Genomic DNA, 16427 nt, shown 5'->3' on the forward strand with positions numbered 1-16427 from the left:
CCGGCCCCGGGTCAGAGCGCTGACTCCGACCAAGGCCCGTGCGGGTTCGGCCCGAACGTCATGCCGAGCATGAGCGGGTGGATGCCCCACGAGAGGAACGCCGCGACGGCCATGACCCCGCTGTCCGTCAGCGCCTTGGAACTCGCCGCCGTCGCGATCTGCTGGGCCGCCCGGTCGGTCCCGACCGTATGCTCGCTCCAGAACTCCGCGCCCTGGGGAACCGGTGTCGCTCGTACCGCCGATGACCACGCGCCGTTCGCGTCCCGTAGCAGCTCGACCACGACGATCGGCTCGAACGGCCCTTGCCGGCTTCCCCGGTGAATCGCCAGCCACTCGCCACGGGTGGCCGCGGCGAAGGCGACGTCGCCCAGCCACCGCGCCACGGTGATGTCGTCATTGATGGACCCGGCCTTCGCCTCCTCCATCGTGACCGGGGCGAGCGGAACGAGCTGGACCACGGGCGTCGCACCCGGCCCTTGGTCCTGGTCGCGCAGCACCAGAAGGCCTGCCTCCTGGTCGAGGAGACCGAGTTCGCGATAACGGCCGGTCTCGTCACTCACCCGGATCATCGCACCCGCTCCCAGCATGCTGGGCGGCGCGCCGGACAGCCGCCAGAAGCTGACGTCGTGCTCGTCCCACAGTGCGATGTAGTCGCCCACGGGCGGTCCGATCATGACACCGCGAAGCCGTTCAGCGGACTGCGGGAAGGACGATAAGTTGTGATCCACTCGGCGAGCCTATTTCTTTCCTATCTGGCATGTGATGCTTTTGATCCGGACGCTCGTGCATGTCGAAGTATTGAAACCTCAATGACCAAGGGCTTTTGGAGGGCCTGTGGCATTGGCGGCGGGGATGAGTTTCCGGCCGGTGGCGTCAGGGTCGAACGCCTGCCGGTGTGGACTCCCGTGTGATCCACGCCGCCGCCAGAACGCCGGCACCCATTAACAGTTCCGCGTCCCCGGCCTGCGCCGGTCGATATCGGCACGGCCCCTTCCGGCGAACGGCCGTGCCGATCCCGTCCCGGCCGGCGGCTTGATCCGGCATCGAGCCGCCATTGACGTCCACTCGACAGCCTGCCGGGCCGTTCGCTACCCTGGCGGCATGTCCAGTCCCGAGGCGTCTAGACGCTAGCCACCGGTTCTCCGGTGGCCTTCCGTGGTGCGCGACGCGCCGGCCGTTCCCTTCGGCTGAGCCGCGCCTCTTGTCGTCACCCACGCCGCCGGATCGCCCTCGTACGGACTGATCTCCCCCGGTAATTTCCGGCATCTTCATCGTGCCGGCCGGGCCCTTTCATGCGGTCGCGCCTTTGCCGTGCCCACGGCCGGAGCGGACACCCCCTCCCGGTGCACACAAGCCGGCCGCATGCCCTGTTCTTCGTGATCCTCTTTCGTGCGGCTGTGGAGTCATCTATTCATGCCCTTCGCCATTTACATTCTCGGATCGGCGGTCTTCGCCCAGGGGACGTCGGAGTTCATGTTGTCCGGGCTGGTTCCGGACATCGCCCGTGAACTTGACGTGTCCGTCTCTGCCGCCGGCGCGCTGACGTCGGCCTTCGCCGTCGGCATGATCGTCGGGGCCCCGCTGATGGCGGTGCTCAGCCTGCGCTGGCCGCGCCGCCGGGCACTGCTCGTCTTCCTGGTCGCGTTCGTGCTCGTACACGTGGTCGGCGCGGTCACCACCGATTTCGCCGCGCTCGTGGCGACCCGGGTCCTCGGCGCGCTGGCCAACGCCGGATTCCTCGCCGTCGGGCTCGCCGCGGCGACGGGCATGGCCGCGCCGAACGCCAAGGGGCGGGCCACCTCCGTCCTGCTCGGCGGCATCACCCTCGCGTGCGTCGCCGGGGTGCCGGGCGGTGCCGTGCTCGGCCAGGCGCTCGGCTGGCGGGCGGCGTTCTGGGCGGTCGCGCTGATCTCCCTGCCGGCCGTCTTCGCGGTGCTGCGCTCCGTACCGGACACGGCCGGTGACCCGCGCGAGGCCCGTCCCGGCGTCCGGCGCGAACTGCGGGCCCTGCGCGGCCCGCGGCTGCCGGTCGTACTGCTGCTCGGCGCGCTGGTCAACGGCGCCACCTTCTGCACTTTCACCTACCTGGCCCTGCTGGTGGTAGACGTCGGCGGGCTCTCCGAGGGCCGGGTGCCGTTGATGCTGGCGTTGTTCGGGCTCGGTTCGTTCGCCGGGGTGAGCATCGCGGGCCGGCTGTCGGACACGCGGCCGATGCGGGTCCTGTTGTTCGGCGGGATCGCCCTGCTCGCCGGGTGGGTGCTCTTCGCGGTGGCGGCCGGCAGCCCGGTCGCCACGGTACTGCTCGTCTTCGTCCAGGGCGCCCTGTCGTTCGCCGTCGGTTCGACGCTGATCGCCCAGGCGTTGTACGCGGCGGCGGACGCCCCTTCGCTCGGCGGTTCCTTCGCCACCGCCGCGTTCAACGTGGGCGCGGCGGCCGGCCCGGCCCTCGGCGGCCTCGCCATCGCCGCCGGGCTCGGCTACCGCTCGCCGCTGTGGATCAGCGCCGCGCTGGTGGCGACGGCGTTCGTCACGGCGGGCCTGGCCCGGACGGCGCTGCGCGTACGGGAGCGCCCGGCCTGAGGTCTTCCGCACAGGGGGCGGGCGGCTCACGACGGGGCGGGGCCGGGCTCCGCGGCGGTCAGGGCGGCCAGCCGGTCGACGCGCTCGGTGAGCAGGGCCAGGACGTCCTCGAAGATCTCGTCGGTGTCGACCGGACCGGGGTCGGGGACCGACCAGTGGACGCGCCGCAGGCCCGGGTCGAGCTTTTCGTAGGCGTTGTCGCAGACGGCGACGACCAGGTCGTGGGGGGTGATCACGTCGCGGACGTCCGCGGTGCCCTGCCGCTCCAGGCTCAGCCCGTGACGGCGGGCGGCGCTGATCGCGCGGGGGTTGAGGCCGGGACCCGGGCGGGTGCCGGCGGAGGTGACCGGGACGGCGCTGCGCGATGTCCACAGCGCGGCGGCGAGGGGCGAGCGGGCGGCGTTGCCGGTGCACACGAACACCACCCGCGACGCCGTGAGGACCCGGTGCTGGTGCACGGCCTCCAGCGCCGAGGGGATCAGCCGGATGTAGACACGGCGGCGGTCGGCATGGGATCGGCCGCGGGCGATGAGACCGACCTGTGCCAGTACACGCAGGTGGTGGGCCAGCAGGTTGGACGGCAGGTCCAGGTGGCGTCCCAGCTCTCCCGGCGCCAGATCACCGACGGCCAGGGCATCGACGATCGCCAGCCTCGCGGGATCGGCCAGGGCCTGGTGCAGGGCGACCCGTTCCGGCGAGACATTTCTATCAATATCCATTGAGTCAATGCTGGCTGAGGTGTTTTCTTGGGTCAACGCCGCACGCCGTCACCGCGACCCGCGCGCCCGCCTCCCAGCGCCCGAGGCGACACGGACAACAGAAAGGATTTCTCATATCCCTTACTCAGAATAAAAAAGGCCGAAAACCGGCCATTCATTTCTCTCATCGCGCCGACAAAGCGGCGACCCCGGCGATTCGTCACACACCGATCCCGCCCGATGACATATCGGCACGTTGACGGACCCACAGCTCGGCGACGGCTTTGACGTGCCCTCTCCTTAAAATGAGCGAACAGTCATATAAATATGGGCCCCCTTTTCCTCTTTCCTTGCTCATCGCTTAAGCCTATTTTTCGGATACCAACCCCACCGCCAACGATTGGGGCGTCCGTGATGAGCCGAACCGTCGCTTCCCAAGGCCCGAAATCCCTGCGCGAGACCATCGCGGAGGCCTCGTTCACCACCAAGCTCTACTGGCTGCTGCGCATCGGAGTGTCCATCGAGTTCATCGGGCACGGCTGGGCGGGCCTGAGCCGCTCACGGGCCTGGCTGCCCTACTACGACCTCTTCGGCATCTCCTCCGACGCCGCCCTGAACTACCTCATGTACGTCACCGGCGCCATCGACATCACCGTCGGCCTGCTCATCCTGTTCTGGCCCGCCCGCGTCCTGCTGCTGCACACCACCGTGTGGGGCGTCTTCACCGCCCTGCTCCGCCCTACCGTCGGCGAAGGCTGGTGGGAGTTCCTTGAGCGCGGCGGCAACTACGGCATGCCGCTGGCACTGCTGATCATGGCCGGCTGGGGCGGCTGGTCCCTGCGCCGCTGGCTGGAGCGCGTGGACGAGCCCGCCGCCATCTCCGACCGCACCCTCATCGCCATCCACTGGGCCATGCGCGGCGGCCTGGCCCTGCTGCTGATCGGCCACGGCGGCTTCGGCGCCTTCGAGCACAAGCGCTACTGGTACGACTTCTTCGCCTTCTTCGGCATCGGCCCGGCCACCGTGGACTCGGCCAACCTGATGGTCCTGGTCGGCGGTTTCGAGATCCTGCTCGGCCTGGCGATCCTGTTCAAACCGTGGCGTCCGCTGCTGATGTTCGTCCTGGTCTGGAAGCTCGGCACCGAACTACTGCGCCCGCTGGTCGGCCAGGAGTGGTTCCAGTTCGTCGAGCGCGACGGCGACTACGTACTTCCGGTCGCGCTGTACATCAGCGCCGCCGCCTACGCCCTGGCCCGCGACCGGAACAGCGGCCGCACCGAACCGCTGTCCCCACCGACCCCGGCCTCCGGCGCCCCCGCCTGACCCGGCCCCGGCCTGGGGCATCCCCCTTCACGAAAGGTCACAGCATCCATGTCACCTGACCGTCCCGGTCCCCGCCGAAGCCTCGCCCGCCGCCTCCTGCCCGCCATCCTGGCCTGCGCCGTGCTGGCCACCACCGGCGCACCGGCCGCGGCGGTCGCCGCGCCCGTGGGTGCCCTTCCCGGCGCGGCGTCCGGAGCCCACCCCGGCTCGGTGCGCCCCGTGGTGCTGGCCACCATCGACGTCGGCCTCAACCCCCGCATGGTCGCCTTCGCCCCCGGCTGGCGCCAGGCCTATGTCACCAACGCCGGTTCCAACACCGTCTCGATCATCGACGTACGCCGCCGCACCGAGATCGACACCATCCCGGTCGGCACCTTCCCCTACGGTGTCGGCTTCGTCCGCAAGGGCGCGTTCGCCTACATCGCCAACCGCGACTCCGACGACGTGTCCGTGATCGACACCGCGCGCCGCGAGGTCATCAAGACCATCCCGGTCGGCGACGCCCCCCGCGGGGTGGCGATCGCCCCCAACGGCCGCTTCGCCTACGTCAGCAGTACCGGCTCCGGGGCGATCACCGTCATCGACACGGCCACCCACACCGTCACCGCCACCATCGCCGTCGGGCTGTCCCCGAGAGGCATCGCCTTCACCCCCAGCGGACGTGCGGCGTACGTCGCCAACTCCGACTCCGACACCGTCTCAGTCATCGACACCGCCGCCCACACCGTCACCGCGACCATCGCCGTCGGCGATGAACCCCGCGGGGTCCTGGTCACCCCGGACAGCCGTACCGTCTACGTCAGCAACACCCTCGGCGGCACCGTCTCGGTCATCAACGCCCGCCGCAACACCGTCACCGCGACCATCACCGTGGGCACCAACCCACGCGGCCTGGCCCTGCACACCGGCAACCGCATCGCCTATGTCGCCAACTCCGGCTCCGACACCGTGAACATCTTCGACACCCGCACCAACACCGTGCTGGGGGAGGTCGCCGTCGGCGACGACCCGCGCTACACCGCCTCCGGCCCCGGCGGCAGGTTCCTGTACCTCACCAACACCGGCTCCCACAGCGTCTCGGTGCTCACCCTGGCCCACTGACCCGGCCCACAGCCCGCGCGGGACCACACCTCCCGCGCGGGGGGCCGCGGGCTGGAACAGTTCGACCAGGTTGCCGGCGGGGCCGGTCACCACATCGCTGCGCAGCGGCGGGCCCGCCTGCCGTAGCCGGGTGATCATCGACGATCGGATGGATGCGGTTACGGCCGGCGACGGCGGGCGTGGCGCGGGCACCGGAGCCGGCGGGCCCGGACAGCGGCAGCCGCACGGGAGGCGTACGTTGAGCTAGGGACCTTGGTCCCTACCCCCGCCTCCGCCCGCGAAGGGGCGAAGGGAGGGTCGAGGCATGGACACCGTCGCGACGAGCGATCCCACGGGCCGCCTGCCGATGATCATACTGCGCACGCGGCGCACCGGGCCATGCCGCGGGATCGGATGCCGCCGCCACGGGCACGACAATCCGCACGTACGCGGGTACTAGAAGGGGGGGACCACCACCACGCCGTTGGACATGGCGATGCTCAACGACATCGACTGCGGGCCCGCGACCACGGCGAGGACCCGGCCTGGGTCCGGGACCTGGACCTGGCCCGCGTTGAAAGGGGGATGACCATGGATGAGACGCTGACCGCCGGGCAGGTGATGAGCCGGGCCCTGGTGATCGTCCGGCCGGAGGAGTCCCCGCTGATGGCCTGGGAACTGATGCGCCGGGCGGGCATCCACCACCTGCCGGTGGTGAACGAGCACGGCCTGCTGCTGGGCATCCTCACCAAGGAGGACCTGGCGGCGTCCTGGACGGGCGGGCCGGAGGCGCAGTCCCGCACACCGCTGCGCCGGTTGCTGACCGGGCGGCGCATCCCCCACGTCCGCCAGGACGCGTCCCTGCCGCACGTCGCGACGGTGATGCGGGACGCGGGCTGCGACGCCGTACCGGTCATGGCGGCGGGCGGAGCCTTCATCGGCATGATCACGACCGTCGATGTCCTGGACGCCGTGGCCGGGCGAACACGACCGGCGGAGGACGCGGCGGAGATGGTCACGGGCATGTTCCGGCTGGAGCCGGTACTGCCCGTGGCCGCAAGGGCCTGACCGGAGGCGGGCTCCGGGGCCGAACTCGGGGCCCCTGGGCGGCGGTGCGGGTCGTCACGGTACGGTACTGCTCGGCGAACTGTTGCGAGGTGCCTCGCGATCGCGAGGAGAATCGGGAAGCCGGTGTGATTCCGGCACGGGCCCGCCGCGGTGACCGGGAAGTCGCCGCCCAGGTGCGAAGCACGGCCACTGGCCCGTAAGGGCCGGGAAGGCGGGCGGTCAGGCGTTGATCCGGGAGTCCGAAGACCGGCCTCGCGCCCACCGCCCCCTCTGATGGGGGCCATGCAGCGGGAGCCTGCCCATGAACAGCCATCTGTACGACGTCATCCACCGCCGCCGCGACGTGCGCGGCCAGTTCACCGGCGCGCCCGTGCCGCAGGAGGTGCTGCACCGCGTGCTGACGGCGGCGCACGCCGCCCCCAGCGTCGGACTGTCCCAGCCGTGGGACTTCATCGTGGTACGCGACACCGCGATCCGCGCCGCCTTCCACGAACATGTCCAGCACGAACGGGCCGCCTACGCCGCCACCCTCGACGCCGAGGCCGCCCGGCGGTTCGCCCACATCAAGATCGACGGGGTGCGCGAGTCGACGCTGTCCATCGTGGTCACCTATGACCAGGGCAGAGGCGGCCCCGCCGTGCTGGGCCGCCATGCCATCGCCGACGCCGGCCTGTACTCGGTGTGCCTGGCCATCCAGAACCTCTGGCTGGCCGCCACCGCCGAAGGGCTCGGTGTGGGGTGGGTGTCGTTCTATCGCGAGCCCTTCGTGCGGGACCTGCTCGGCATCCCCGCCGAGGTCCGCCCGGTCGCCTGGCTGTGCCTCGGCCCCGTCACCCACCTCGAAGGCGACCCCGACCTGGAACGACACGGCTGGCGCCACCGCCGCCCACTTCAGGCCGCCGTCCATCACGACCGCTGGGGAGCTCAGTAGGAATCGTCCGTCATCCACTCACCGGGCATTTCCGTACGGATCCGGGCGAGTGCGTCAGCGGTCCGGGCGCGGACCCAGATCCAGGTCCGGGCGTCGTCGCGGTGAGGTCTTCGAGTTCGGTGACGGCTCGGTCGGTCGCCGTTTCGGCGGCGATCTCGGCGGCCAGGCGCCGCGCCTGGCGCTGGTAGGACGGGTCGTGCAGGACCCGGCCGACCGCGCGGGCGATGGTGCCGGGTGAGGCGCTCCTGCGTAGGGTGATCCCTGCTCCGGCGAGGGCGACGCGCAGGGCCACCTCGCCCTGGTCGCGCCCGAGCGGTACGCACACCATGGGCACACCCGCCGCCAGGGACTTGACGGCCGTCCCGTGGCCGGCGTGCGTGATCGTCACAGCGGCGTGGCGGAGCACGGCGTTGTGCGGGGCGACCGAGGTGACCAGGACGTTGCCGGGCGCGTGGACCGTTGCCTGGTCCACTGCCGGGCCGGTGGTCAGCAGCCCGCGTACCGGCAGCCGGCCGAGGGCGCCGGCGATGCGCTGGAGCAGCTCGCGCTGGTTCATGAACGTCGAACTCAGGCTGACCAGCACCAGTGGGGTCTCCCCCTCGGGCAGTCGCAGTTCCCCGACCCACGCGGGGTCGTCGAGCCGCGGCCCGACGTGGCGGACGTAGGGCGGGAACCGCCGGCCAGGGTAGTCCAGCGCCCGCGGCGACAGTACGAGGAACCGGTCGACGCGGCCGAACGCGTCGATGACCGAATCGACGGGCGGGAGACCGTTGGCGGCACGGGCGGCGTTGAGCGCGGGCAGTCCCTTGGCCCACGGCTTGGTGATCATCTCTGTCAGGAGCCGATCGCGCAGCCGCCCCAGGACACCGGTGGCGGGCCTGAGCCCGGGACCGAACGGCGGCGCGCCCGGGGCGGGGAAGGGGTAAAGGGTCGTCCCCAGCGCGGCCACCGGGATTCCGGCCGCTTCGCCCGCCGTGATCGCACCGAGCAGCGAGAAGTCGGTGACCAGTACGTCAGCCGGATGCGCGCGCAGCTCGGCCAGGGTGTCGCGGGCGAAGTCCGCCGCGGGGCCGCAGACCAAACGGTCACGGAGCCGGGCGAATGCGCCCATCGGCGTGCGGGCCTCGAAGTCCTTGAGGAGGTCGCCGGCCGGGTCGGTGGTGTCGCCCTGGGGCGCCGTCGTCCAGGTGATCGGCTCCGCGCCGGTGGCGGCCACCTCGTCGTGCAGCGACCTGTCGCCCAGCACCCGGACGCCGTGGCCGCGCTCGCGCAGCGCGCGGGCGACCGAGAGGGTGGGCGGCACGGCTCCGCCGCCGGCCCAGGTGGCGAACAGGAAGTTCTTACGCATAGTTTCTCTTTCGGGGGTCGATCGACGTCAGCAGGTCGCACATGGCGCGTTCGGCGTCCTCGCGAGACAGGCCGAGGTCGTGCCGCCACAGTTTCCACAGGTAGATGTCGGTGGCGGCGTGGTGCAGGTTCAGCGCGTGCTCGCGGTCGGGACCCGGGGCCGGGAGGCGGTCGGCGAAGACCTGTTCCAGCCAGGCCCGATGCTGGGCGCGGGCATGGGCGGCCGCCCGGCCCGCCACCGGGACGCGGTCCATCTGCGCGGTCCACAGGACGTTGGCGGCGCCGTGCCGCTCGTAGTCGGCGAAGAGCACGGTCACGATCGCCGCCACGTCGCCGGTGGGCGCCTGGCGGGCGACCGCCGTCTGCGAGGCCACCCACTCGGCGACGGCGTCGGCCAGCCCGTCCTTGCCTCCGAAGTGGTTGACGATCGTCTGTACCGACACCCCCGCCTCATCGGCGATGTGCTGCAACGTGACGTCGTCGAACCACTGGCGCATCCACAGCGTGGCCGCCGCCTCCAGCACACGCGTACGCGTGACTTCCATGGCCGCCGAACGGGCGCTCATGCGGTACGGCCGCCTGGTCCCACTTTCCATAGAGTCATCACTACATTCAATTGGGTTGGAAGTCAAGTGAAAGTCTGCGACCTCACACCGGCGCTTTGGACGCCAGCCTCGGCGCCACTGCTGGAAGTCCGAGGACCCGGTGAGGTCCGCGAAGTCCCGGAAGGCCGGGGCGCGAGTCAGCACCTGATCGACGACGGCGTACGCCTCGTCCGTGCGGCCCATCTTGAGCAGGATGCGTACCTGCGTGTCACGGACGTGGTCGTACTCGGGCTTCGCGGCCACCGGCAGGGCCCGCTGGACGGCGGCGAGCGCGGGCTCCAGCTCTCCCGCCCGCAGCAGATGCCAGGCGAGCGCGTTCCCCGCCCGGCGCGCCACCTCCTCCTGGAATGGCCCCTCATCTGTAAGGCGGCCCGGCCGTCCGGTCCCGGTAGGAAGGCGACGACCGGGTGTGTGCCACCGCGGGCCTCGGCGAACACGAATGTGTCGTCCCGCAGCCGGGCCGGCGCGAAGCGCTGCGGTTCGCCGTGGCCGGCCAGCGTGGTGAGCGGGGAGATGGTGACCCACAGCCGCCCGGCGTCGCCGGGGGCGACGTCCATCCGACCGCGGCGGCCCGCGCCTCGCGGTACCGGCCGGCGGGGGCCGGGCATGATCGAGGTCCTGCTCGTGGACGACGAGCGCATGGTCTGCGCCCACCTGCGGGCGATCCTGTCCCGTACGGACGACCTGAAGGTGGTGGGCGAGGCGTACGACGGTGCGGAGGCCCTCGAAGCGGTGGTGCGCCTGCGGCCGGACGTCGTGCTGATGGACATCCGCATGCCCGGCGTGGACGGCCTCACCGCCACCGAACGCGCCTGCGCGCTCCCCGAACCAGCCAAGAGGACGAGTACGTCGTCCGCGCGCTCCGCGCGGGCGCGGTCGGCTTCCTGCTGAAGGACACCGACCCGGAGGACCTCACCGACGTGGTCCGGGTGGCCGCCGACGGGCACGCCGTCATCTCCCCGGCCCTCACCCGGCGGCTGGTCGCCACGTTCGCGCCGGAAGCGCCCGCCAAGCAGGCCGCCAAGGCGCTGGTGGCCGAGCTGACCGAGCGTGAGATCGACGTGCCGACCTGCCTGGCCGAGGGCCTGTCGAACGCCCAGACGGGAGCCCGGCTGTTCCTCAGCGAGACGACGGTCAAGGGGTAGGTGTCCCGGCTGCTCGGCAAGCTCGGCTGCGCCAACCGCACCCAGGCGGCCCTGCTCGCCTACGACGCCGACTTGGTCAGCGGCCGATTCTGAGCCCCCGCCCGAACGCGGGGACCCCTCCCCCGCGCCGGCGCCTACTTTTGGGGCCTGGCCGGGATGCGGCCCGCGACGATCGTGGGAGGTGGGTGCCACCATGGATCCGATACCTGGGAGTTCCGGCGGCCGTCCTGATGGATCGCGCCAAAATGGACGCGACGCACAGCCCCGCGACCCGTACGCCGTGGCGCTCGCCAACGCCTCCCTGCTCGGCGTCGGATATCTGATGCTGGGGCGGCGCAGACTCGCCGCCGGGACCGTATCGGTCACGATTGCGCTGGTCATCGTCCACGCCCTGGCCGCGCGGGCCGTGTGGTTCCAGGGGGTGGTGCTCCTGTGGTGGGCGGCCGTCACCGTGCACGGCTGGTACCTGGCGGGTGGGCGATCGTGGCGCACCGGGCACCTGGTCGGAGAACACGGCCGGGCTGGAAGGCAGCGGCTGATCGCGCTCGGCGTCGTGGTCCCGGTCCTGGTGGCCGTCGGTGCGCTGCGGCTCGATGCCGTACGCATCGAGCAGGACGCCGCCACGGCCCACCGCGCGGGCCGGTGCGCGCAGGCGCTGCCGGTTCTGCGGCGGCTGTGGTTCGGCCACCGGGTGGCCGACGCGCCGCTGACCGCCCGCGCCGACGATCAGCTTGAGGCATGCCGCCTGCTGATGCAGGCCGAGCGGCAGGCGGGGAGCGATCGGCTGCGCGCCGCCGAAACCCTTCGCGCCTACCGTGCTCATCCCGGGGCGCTGTGGCCGGGGGTGGACGTCCGCCGGGCCGATCTCTTCCTGGCGCAGGCCGGGCAGGAACTCGGCACCGCCCTGACCGGCGACATCGGTGCCCTGGAGACCGGTTTCGGCCGGCTGACACGGGTGCTCGGGGAGTTCCCCGGCCAGGAGGCGAAGATCCAGGCGGTCCTGGACGGTTTCCTCGGCGGACTGCCGCTGAAGGACTCCTGCGCCACCCGGACGATCACCGACTGGCTGGGCGGGCAGGCGGCGGGCGGAAGCGCACTGGACCATGTGGGCGACGCCGTCACCCGCGTCGCCCCCGCCGCGATCGTCGGATGCGGCGACGACCTCGCGAGCGGCAAGGACTGGAAGGAGGCCCGCGCACAGTACCGGCAACTGCTCGACCAGTACCCTGGGCACCCGTTCGCGGGCCGGGCCAGGCAGGGAGTGAAGCGGGCCACGCTGGAGATCGAGTTGGCCCATTTCCGGCGTCTGGTGAAACGCCCGGGTTCCGGCGGGAAGCCCGCCTACTGCGAACGCCCGGCTCCCTACCACGGGGCGGCCCCCTACCGGGGCCGGGGACCGCACCGCGCGATGCTGTTCGGCAACGACGGGCATCGCAGGAAGCTGCCTTCATCATGGCTGGCCAAGGATCCCGCGGACGCGGTGCTGGTGATCTGCGTCGGTGAGATCTCGTTCGGGAGCACGGTCAGGTCCTGCTACTACGAGCCGATCCACACCGTGGGCCCGCTGGAGAAGGTGGCGTTCCGGAAGAGAAAGGTCTCCGTCCGCGTCTACGAGGTACGGACCGGGAAGCTCGTGTCCAGGACGAGCCTCCAGATCGGCGGCTCCAGTTGCCCCGCCCGCATCCACTACACCTACTACGGCATCGACCCCGGCCCGCCGTCGGAGAAGTATGTGAAGTCGTCCACGGCGGACGTGCGCGCGGCCTACGCCTCGCTGATCAGGCCATGAGGTTTCCCGCACCTGACCGGGTCGCGCTCGCGGGCCGATGCCGCGAGCGCGACCTCCTGGTCAGCGCCGATCGTGAACGGCCCCGGGCGGGGTCGAGCTCAGGGGCGCGGGATCGCGACAGCGGTGTACGGCGTCTCCGGGGTCGGCGGGGTGGAGAAGCGGGCGTTGGGGAGGTACAGGCGGTCTCCGAAGGCGGCCACCGTGGTCGGTACGTCGAAGCGAGGGTCGGTCACCCGCCGCTCGACGTGGCCCTCGGTGCCCTCCGCGTTCAGCCGGATGACGGCCACGGAGTTGAGCTGGTTCTGCACCGCGTACAGCGTACGGCCGAGCAGCAGCAGCCCGTCGCCCGCGGGCAGCGTCTCACCGTGCAGGTCGATCTGACGGGTCGCACCGGACGGGTCCACACGGAACAGGCCGCCGGTGTTCGACTGCACGACGATCAGGCCCCGGCCGTCCGGGGTCGGCGTGATGCCGTTGGCGTTGAAGCCGGGCCGGTACACCAGGTCCCCGGTGATCGGGATCGGCGTCGCGGCGGCGGGCAGCCGCCGGCCGTGCAGCGGCAGCTTGTAGAGGACCGGGTTGGTGGAGTCGGTGAAGTAGGCGGCGTCCCGGGTGACGACCACGTCGTTGATCAACGCCGGGACGCTGGACAGTTGGTAGGAGGCCAGTATCCGGCCGGTACGGGTGTCGATGACGCGCGCGCCACCGCTCCCGCCACCCGCCACGAACAGCCGCCCGCGCCGGTCGGTCTTCATCCCGACGGACGACGTGCCGGGCCCGGGGCTGATGATCGCGCCGCTTCCGTCGCGCAGGTCGGCGCGGTAGATGGAACCGTCGCCCAGGGAGCCGAAGTAGGCGTACGGGCCGGGGCCGGTGGCGATGCCCTCGGGCCGGAACCCGTTCGGTAAGGAGATCGTCGTGGGGTACTTCGGGGGCGTCGGGGACGCCGCCACCTGTGTGGCCCCCTGGTCGGATGCGGCCTTCGCGGGGCCGCCGATGGTGAGGACCGGCAGCAGCACGGCGAGTGCCGCGCCGAGGATCTTGATCGTTCGGATCACGTGATGCCTCCTACGAGGTGGACGCCGCGATGTGGTCGCGGGCCTGGCCGGCGAGGTCACGCGGCGGGCGGCCGGGGTTCGGTGGTGCGGCCTCCCAGCGAGCGACGCACGCCGATGCGTGTTCCTGGAACATGCCGGCGGTCCATGCCGGACCGCCGTGGCCGAACGGTGTCGTGCCGGTGGCGGGGATGGGGCCCGCCACGTTGCGCAGGTACTGCATCGATCAGGGCGAACGCAGGATAGTCCGCCGCAGGCGGTAGAGCGCGTTCGGTGGCTCCCGTTGTCAGGTGCGGTGCGCGGGGCCTGCGTTCACTCCTGATGACAACGAAAGTACAAACGACGTCGAAGGTCAATCGGGCACGCCCGGTCCGCCCGCCGAGCGGCGTCGCCGGCCCGGTGGCCGGCGACCGCGCCCCCGACGTCGGCGGCCTGGAGGGCCCGGGATTCAGCGGGAGCCTGTTCGACCTCATGCGGGGCCCGCACTGGTCACTGATCGCCTACGAGCACACCGGGCCCGTCCTGCTCGACAACGCCGACCCGAATGACCTGCACGTACACCGCATCGGCTCGGGGCCGGTCAGCCCGATCGCCGACGCCAAGGGCGAACGGCAGGGCGTCGTGGCCGGCCTGGTCATGGTCATGGTCACATTCGGATCGGTGATCCTGGACTTCGTGGGTGGGGCGGTGCTGTCGTCCACCACCGTGGTCATCAAGGGCGAGACGGTCAACTCGGCCGCCGGCGTGTTCGGGTGCATCGCGATCGCCTCCGGCGCGTTCGTGATCGCTGCGGTGCTGGCCGTCGTCCTGCTGCGATCTACCCGGTCTCGCTCGTCGCCGGTTACCGCCTGAGATGCGCCGCAGCGCACGCGCGGCACGTCGCCGAGTTCGACCCTGACCCCCGGGTGATCGAACAGTCGGGGTGGTACGCCGGTCAGCCGCCGCTGTCCGCCGATCCGGCCGCCTCGATGCTCTTGCGCAATGCGGTCGCGATCGGCTCGATGGGCGCGGAAAGCCGCCGGATCCGGTCCCGGCGCTGACGCGCCTCCCGCCAGGAGGGGGCCACCGTCTTGAGCCGGGCCGCCATGGCCAGTGCCGCCAGCACGCGCACGTCCTCGTCCAGGCGTCCGACCGGCCCGCCGCCGCGGATGGCCCGGCCGACGCGTTCGGCCAGCCTGCGCGACAGGTACGCCTTGCGCGGCCTGATCCGCTCGACCGGGAACACCAGGATCCGGCGCCGCTCCACGCTGATCAGCCTCGCCGCCGCAAGTTCGTCGCGTACCACGCGGACCGCCTTGCCGTTGTCCTTCTGCACCCACCGCCGCCACGAGCGGGGCGGCGCGTTCGTGATCTGCTCCCAGACGATGGCTCGCAGCGAGCCCGGCTCGGCGGCCGGGGCGGTGATCGCTCGGGCCTTGCCCGACTCGTCGGCCAGGTTGCCTGCCAGCAGCAGTTCGGCGAGGGTGGCCGCGCGTAGCAGGTAGCCCAGCCCGCTCCGCTGGGTCAGCTTCTCCTTCCGCAGGTCGAAGGCCAGCAGGAAGGCCGATCGGGTCAGTGACTCACTCTGCTCCACTCGCGCCGTCTCCATCCGCCTGCTCCCCTTCTGCCTTCTGATCTGTGTCGTCGTCCTCTGTGGCGTCCCCCGGCGCCTTCTTCGGCCGTCCGCGTGGGCGCATCCGCCCCACCCCGTCGGGCAGGCGCCCGGCCTCGGAGAGGGCCCTGCGCAGCAGGAACTCGATCTGGGAGTTCGTGCTGCGCAGCTCGTCGGACGCCCACCTGGCCAGCGCGTCGTGAACCACCGGGTCGAGCCGCAGCAGGATCTTCTTCCGCTCCACGGTGATTACTGGTAGAGGGTGCCCGTGTTGACCACGGGCTGGGTGTCGCGGTCACCGACCAGCACCACGAGCAGGTTGCTCACCATGGCCGCCTTGCGCTCCTCGTCCAGCTCGACCACGTCGTGCTCGGCGAGCCTGGCCAGCGCCATCTCCACCATGCCGACCGCGCCCTCGACGATCCGCTGCCGGGCCGCCACCACCGCACCGGCCTGCTGGCGGCGCAGCATCGCGTGGGCGATCTCGGGCGCGTACGCCAGGTGGATGATCCGCGACTCGATGACCTTCACCCCGGCGGAGGCGACCCTGGCCGCGATCTCCGTGGACAGCCGCTCGTTGATCTCGTCGGCGTTGTCCCGCAGCGACAGCCTCGGCTCGCCGTGCGCGTCGTAGGGGTAGCTGCCCGCGATGTGCCGCACGGCCGTCTCCGCCTGGATGGCCACGAACTCCACGAAGTCGTCCACCTCGAAGACCGCCTGCGCGGTGTCCTGCACCTGCCACACCACCACGGTCGCGATCTGGATGGGGTTGCCGTCCGCGTCGTTGACCTTCGTCACGTCCGTCTCGTGGTTGCGGATCCTCGTGGACACCCGCCGCCGCGCGGTGATCGGGTTGACCCACTGGAAGCCGGGGGTGCGCAGGGTGCCGACGTACCGGCCGAGCAACTGCACCACCCTAGCCTCGCCCGGCGCCACCGCGGTGAGGCCGAAGTACGTGGAGAAGCCGAGCAGGATCACCAGGACGCTCGCGATGACCACCCATATACCGCCCTGCCCGGCCCCCGAGGCGAGCATGACGATTCCCACGACGAGCAGCGCGATCCCGGCAAGGGTCAGCGCCGTCGCGACCCCCAGCATCACGAACCCGTTGGCCGCCCGCACGGGGTGCTCGCGCGTGCGCGGCGCGGGCATTTCCACGACGGCGGCCTCAAGTGCGGCCTCGCCCGATGTGTTCGCCATCGTCGGTCCCTTCTA

Annotated in this window: 16 protein-coding genes, 1 pseudogene and 1 riboswitch; of the genes and pseudogenes, 8 read left to right on the forward strand and 9 right to left on the reverse strand. The window is 71.4% G+C overall.

Annotated features, from left to right (window positions below; genetic code table 11):
• Window positions 1-11: 11 nt before the first annotated feature.
• Complete coding sequence (locus ACH34R_RS21345) at window positions 12-728, reverse strand: hypothetical protein (protein ID WP_397563211.1); 717 nt, start codon at window positions 726-728, stop codon at window positions 12-14.
• Window positions 729-1413: 685 nt separating this feature from the next.
• Between ACH34R_RS21345 and ACH34R_RS21350 the strand changes: the two genes are divergently transcribed.
• The gene (locus ACH34R_RS21350; RefSeq protein WP_397563212.1) at window positions 1414-2580 is read left to right on the forward strand and encodes a Cmx/CmrA family chloramphenicol efflux MFS transporter; all 1167 of its coding nucleotides are present in this window, start codon (window positions 1414-1416) and stop codon (window positions 2578-2580) included.
• Between the two features lie 26 nt (window positions 2581-2606).
• Here the strand turns inward: ACH34R_RS21350 and ACH34R_RS21355 are convergent, their stop codons facing one another.
• The gene (locus ACH34R_RS21355; protein ID WP_397563213.1) at window positions 2607-3299 is read right to left on the reverse strand and encodes a helix-turn-helix domain-containing protein; all 693 of its coding nucleotides are present in this window, start codon (window positions 3297-3299) and stop codon (window positions 2607-2609) included.
• A 393-nt stretch (window positions 3300-3692) separates the two neighbouring features.
• Here ACH34R_RS21355 and ACH34R_RS21360 point away from each other — a divergent pair, with 393 nt between their 5' ends.
• From ACH34R_RS21360 to bluB, 4 genes are all read left to right on the forward strand, one after another.
• Window positions 3693-4601: a hypothetical protein gene (locus tag ACH34R_RS21360; protein ID WP_397563214.1), complete on the forward strand. Its 909-nt coding sequence runs from the start codon at window positions 3693-3695 to the stop codon at window positions 4599-4601.
• A gap of 48 nt (window positions 4602-4649) precedes the next feature.
• Window positions 4650-5702: a beta-propeller fold lactonase family protein gene (locus ACH34R_RS21365; protein WP_397563215.1), complete on the forward strand. Its 1053-nt coding sequence runs from the start codon at window positions 4650-4652 to the stop codon at window positions 5700-5702.
• A 570-nt stretch (window positions 5703-6272) separates the two neighbouring features.
• Window positions 6273-6749, forward strand: a complete 477-nt coding sequence (locus tag ACH34R_RS21370) for an HPP family protein (protein WP_397563216.1) — start codon at window positions 6273-6275, stop codon at window positions 6747-6749.
• Between the two features lie 70 nt (window positions 6750-6819).
• Window positions 6820-7019, forward strand: a riboswitch (cobalamin riboswitch).
• A gap of 31 nt (window positions 7020-7050) precedes the next feature.
• A complete protein-coding gene (bluB, locus tag ACH34R_RS21375; RefSeq protein WP_397563217.1) occupies window positions 7051-7680 on the forward strand; it encodes a 5,6-dimethylbenzimidazole synthase in 630 nt (209 codons plus the stop codon).
• A gap of 10 nt (window positions 7681-7690) precedes the next feature.
• Here bluB and ACH34R_RS21380 read toward each other — a convergent pair whose 3' ends face one another.
• Together ACH34R_RS21380 and ACH34R_RS21385 are read right to left on the reverse strand one after the other, a co-directional pair.
• A complete protein-coding gene (locus ACH34R_RS21380; protein WP_397563218.1) occupies window positions 7691-9028 on the reverse strand; it encodes a glycosyltransferase in 1338 nt (445 codons plus the stop codon).
• Window positions 9021-9968 (reverse strand): TetR family transcriptional regulator, encoded by a 948-nt coding sequence (locus tag ACH34R_RS21385; protein WP_397563219.1) that lies wholly within the window; start codon window positions 9966-9968, stop codon window positions 9021-9023. Before ACH34R_RS21385 ends, ACH34R_RS21380 begins: the two co-directional genes overlap by 8 nt.
• 270 nt (window positions 9969-10238) lie before the next feature.
• On the opposite strand from ACH34R_RS21385, the pseudogene ACH34R_RS21390 reads away from it, so the two are divergent.
• Both ACH34R_RS21390 and ACH34R_RS21395 read left to right on the forward strand, forming a co-directional pair.
• Window positions 10239-10870 (forward strand): annotated as a pseudogene (locus ACH34R_RS21390) (response regulator).
• A gap of 100 nt (window positions 10871-10970) precedes the next feature.
• The gene (locus ACH34R_RS21395) at window positions 10971-12566 is read left to right on the forward strand and encodes a tol-pal system YbgF family protein (RefSeq protein WP_397563220.1); all 1596 of its coding nucleotides are present in this window, start codon (window positions 10971-10973) and stop codon (window positions 12564-12566) included.
• A gap of 98 nt (window positions 12567-12664) precedes the next feature.
• Here the strand turns inward: ACH34R_RS21395 and ACH34R_RS21400 are convergent, their stop codons facing one another.
• Both ACH34R_RS21400 and ACH34R_RS21405 read right to left on the reverse strand, forming a co-directional pair.
• Window positions 12665-13624 (reverse strand): SMP-30/gluconolactonase/LRE family protein, encoded by a 960-nt coding sequence (locus ACH34R_RS21400; protein WP_397563221.1) that lies wholly within the window; start codon window positions 13622-13624, stop codon window positions 12665-12667.
• A gap of 10 nt (window positions 13625-13634) precedes the next feature.
• On the reverse strand, window positions 13635-13844 hold the full coding sequence (locus ACH34R_RS21405; RefSeq protein WP_397563222.1) for a hypothetical protein: 210 nt from the start codon (window positions 13842-13844) through the stop codon (window positions 13635-13637).
• A 98-nt stretch (window positions 13845-13942) separates the two neighbouring features.
• Between ACH34R_RS21405 and ACH34R_RS21410 the strand changes: the two genes are divergently transcribed.
• Complete coding sequence (locus tag ACH34R_RS21410; protein ID WP_397563223.1) at window positions 13943-14473, forward strand: hypothetical protein; 531 nt, start codon at window positions 13943-13945, stop codon at window positions 14471-14473.
• An 82-nt stretch (window positions 14474-14555) separates the two neighbouring features.
• Here ACH34R_RS21410 and ACH34R_RS21415 read toward each other — a convergent pair whose 3' ends face one another.
• Genes ACH34R_RS21415 through ACH34R_RS21425 form a run of 3 tightly spaced genes read right to left on the reverse strand, consistent with a single transcriptional unit; the run spans window position 14556 to window position 16412 of the window.
• Window positions 14556-15209, reverse strand: a complete 654-nt coding sequence (locus tag ACH34R_RS21415; protein ID WP_397563224.1) for a GPP34 family phosphoprotein — start codon at window positions 15207-15209, stop codon at window positions 14556-14558.
• Window positions 15181-15462 carry a hypothetical protein gene (locus ACH34R_RS21420; RefSeq protein WP_397563390.1) on the reverse strand — a complete coding sequence of 94 codons (282 nt, stop codon included), beginning with the start codon at window positions 15460-15462 and terminating at the stop codon, window positions 15181-15183. The genes ACH34R_RS21415 and ACH34R_RS21420 overlap by 29 nt, the downstream gene beginning before the upstream one ends.
• Entirely contained in the window at window positions 15462-16412 is a 951-nt protein-coding gene (locus ACH34R_RS21425) for an SPFH domain-containing protein (RefSeq protein ID WP_397563225.1), read from the reverse strand. The genes ACH34R_RS21420 and ACH34R_RS21425 overlap by 1 nt, the downstream gene beginning before the upstream one ends.
• Window positions 16413-16427 lie beyond the last annotated feature (15 nt).

Origin of the sequence: Spongiactinospora sp. 9N601 (genome assembly GCF_044326295.1) — a bacterium.
Classification (GTDB): Bacteria; Actinomycetota; Actinomycetes; order Streptosporangiales; family Streptosporangiaceae; genus Spongiactinospora; species Spongiactinospora gelatinilytica.

Excerpts from the sequence above, each read along its gene's own strand:
- ACH34R_RS21410 (WP_397563223.1), top strand. The coding sequence starts at position 13,943 with ATGACAACGAAAGTACAAACGACGTCGAAGGTCAATCGGGCACGCCCG.
- bluB (WP_397563217.1), top strand. The coding sequence starts at position 7,051 with ATGAACAGCCATCTGTACGACGTCATCCACCGCCGCCGCGACGTGCGC.
- ACH34R_RS21360 (WP_397563214.1), top strand. The coding sequence starts at position 3,693 with ATGAGCCGAACCGTCGCTTCCCAAGGCCCGAAATCCCTGCGCGAGACC.
- ACH34R_RS21395 (WP_397563220.1), top strand. The coding sequence starts at position 10,971 with ATGGATCCGATACCTGGGAGTTCCGGCGGCCGTCCTGATGGATCGCGC.
- ACH34R_RS21350 (WP_397563212.1), top strand. The coding sequence starts at position 1,414 with ATGCCCTTCGCCATTTACATTCTCGGATCGGCGGTCTTCGCCCAGGGG.
- ACH34R_RS21415 (WP_397563224.1), bottom strand. The coding sequence starts at position 15,209 with ATGGAGACGGCGCGAGTGGAGCAGAGTGAGTCACTGACCCGATCGGCC.
- ACH34R_RS21405 (WP_397563222.1), bottom strand. The coding sequence starts at position 13,844 with ATGCAGTACCTGCGCAACGTGGCGGGCCCCATCCCCGCCACCGGCACG.
- ACH34R_RS21365 (WP_397563215.1), top strand. The coding sequence starts at position 4,650 with ATGTCACCTGACCGTCCCGGTCCCCGCCGAAGCCTCGCCCGCCGCCTC.
- ACH34R_RS21370 (WP_397563216.1), top strand. The coding sequence starts at position 6,273 with ATGGATGAGACGCTGACCGCCGGGCAGGTGATGAGCCGGGCCCTGGTG.
- ACH34R_RS21425 (WP_397563225.1), bottom strand. The coding sequence starts at position 16,412 with ATGGCGAACACATCGGGCGAGGCCGCACTTGAGGCCGCCGTCGTGGAA.
- ACH34R_RS21380 (WP_397563218.1), bottom strand. The coding sequence starts at position 9,028 with ATGCGTAAGAACTTCCTGTTCGCCACCTGGGCCGGCGGCGGAGCCGTG.
- ACH34R_RS21355 (WP_397563213.1), bottom strand. The coding sequence starts at position 3,299 with ATGGATATTGATAGAAATGTCTCGCCGGAACGGGTCGCCCTGCACCAG.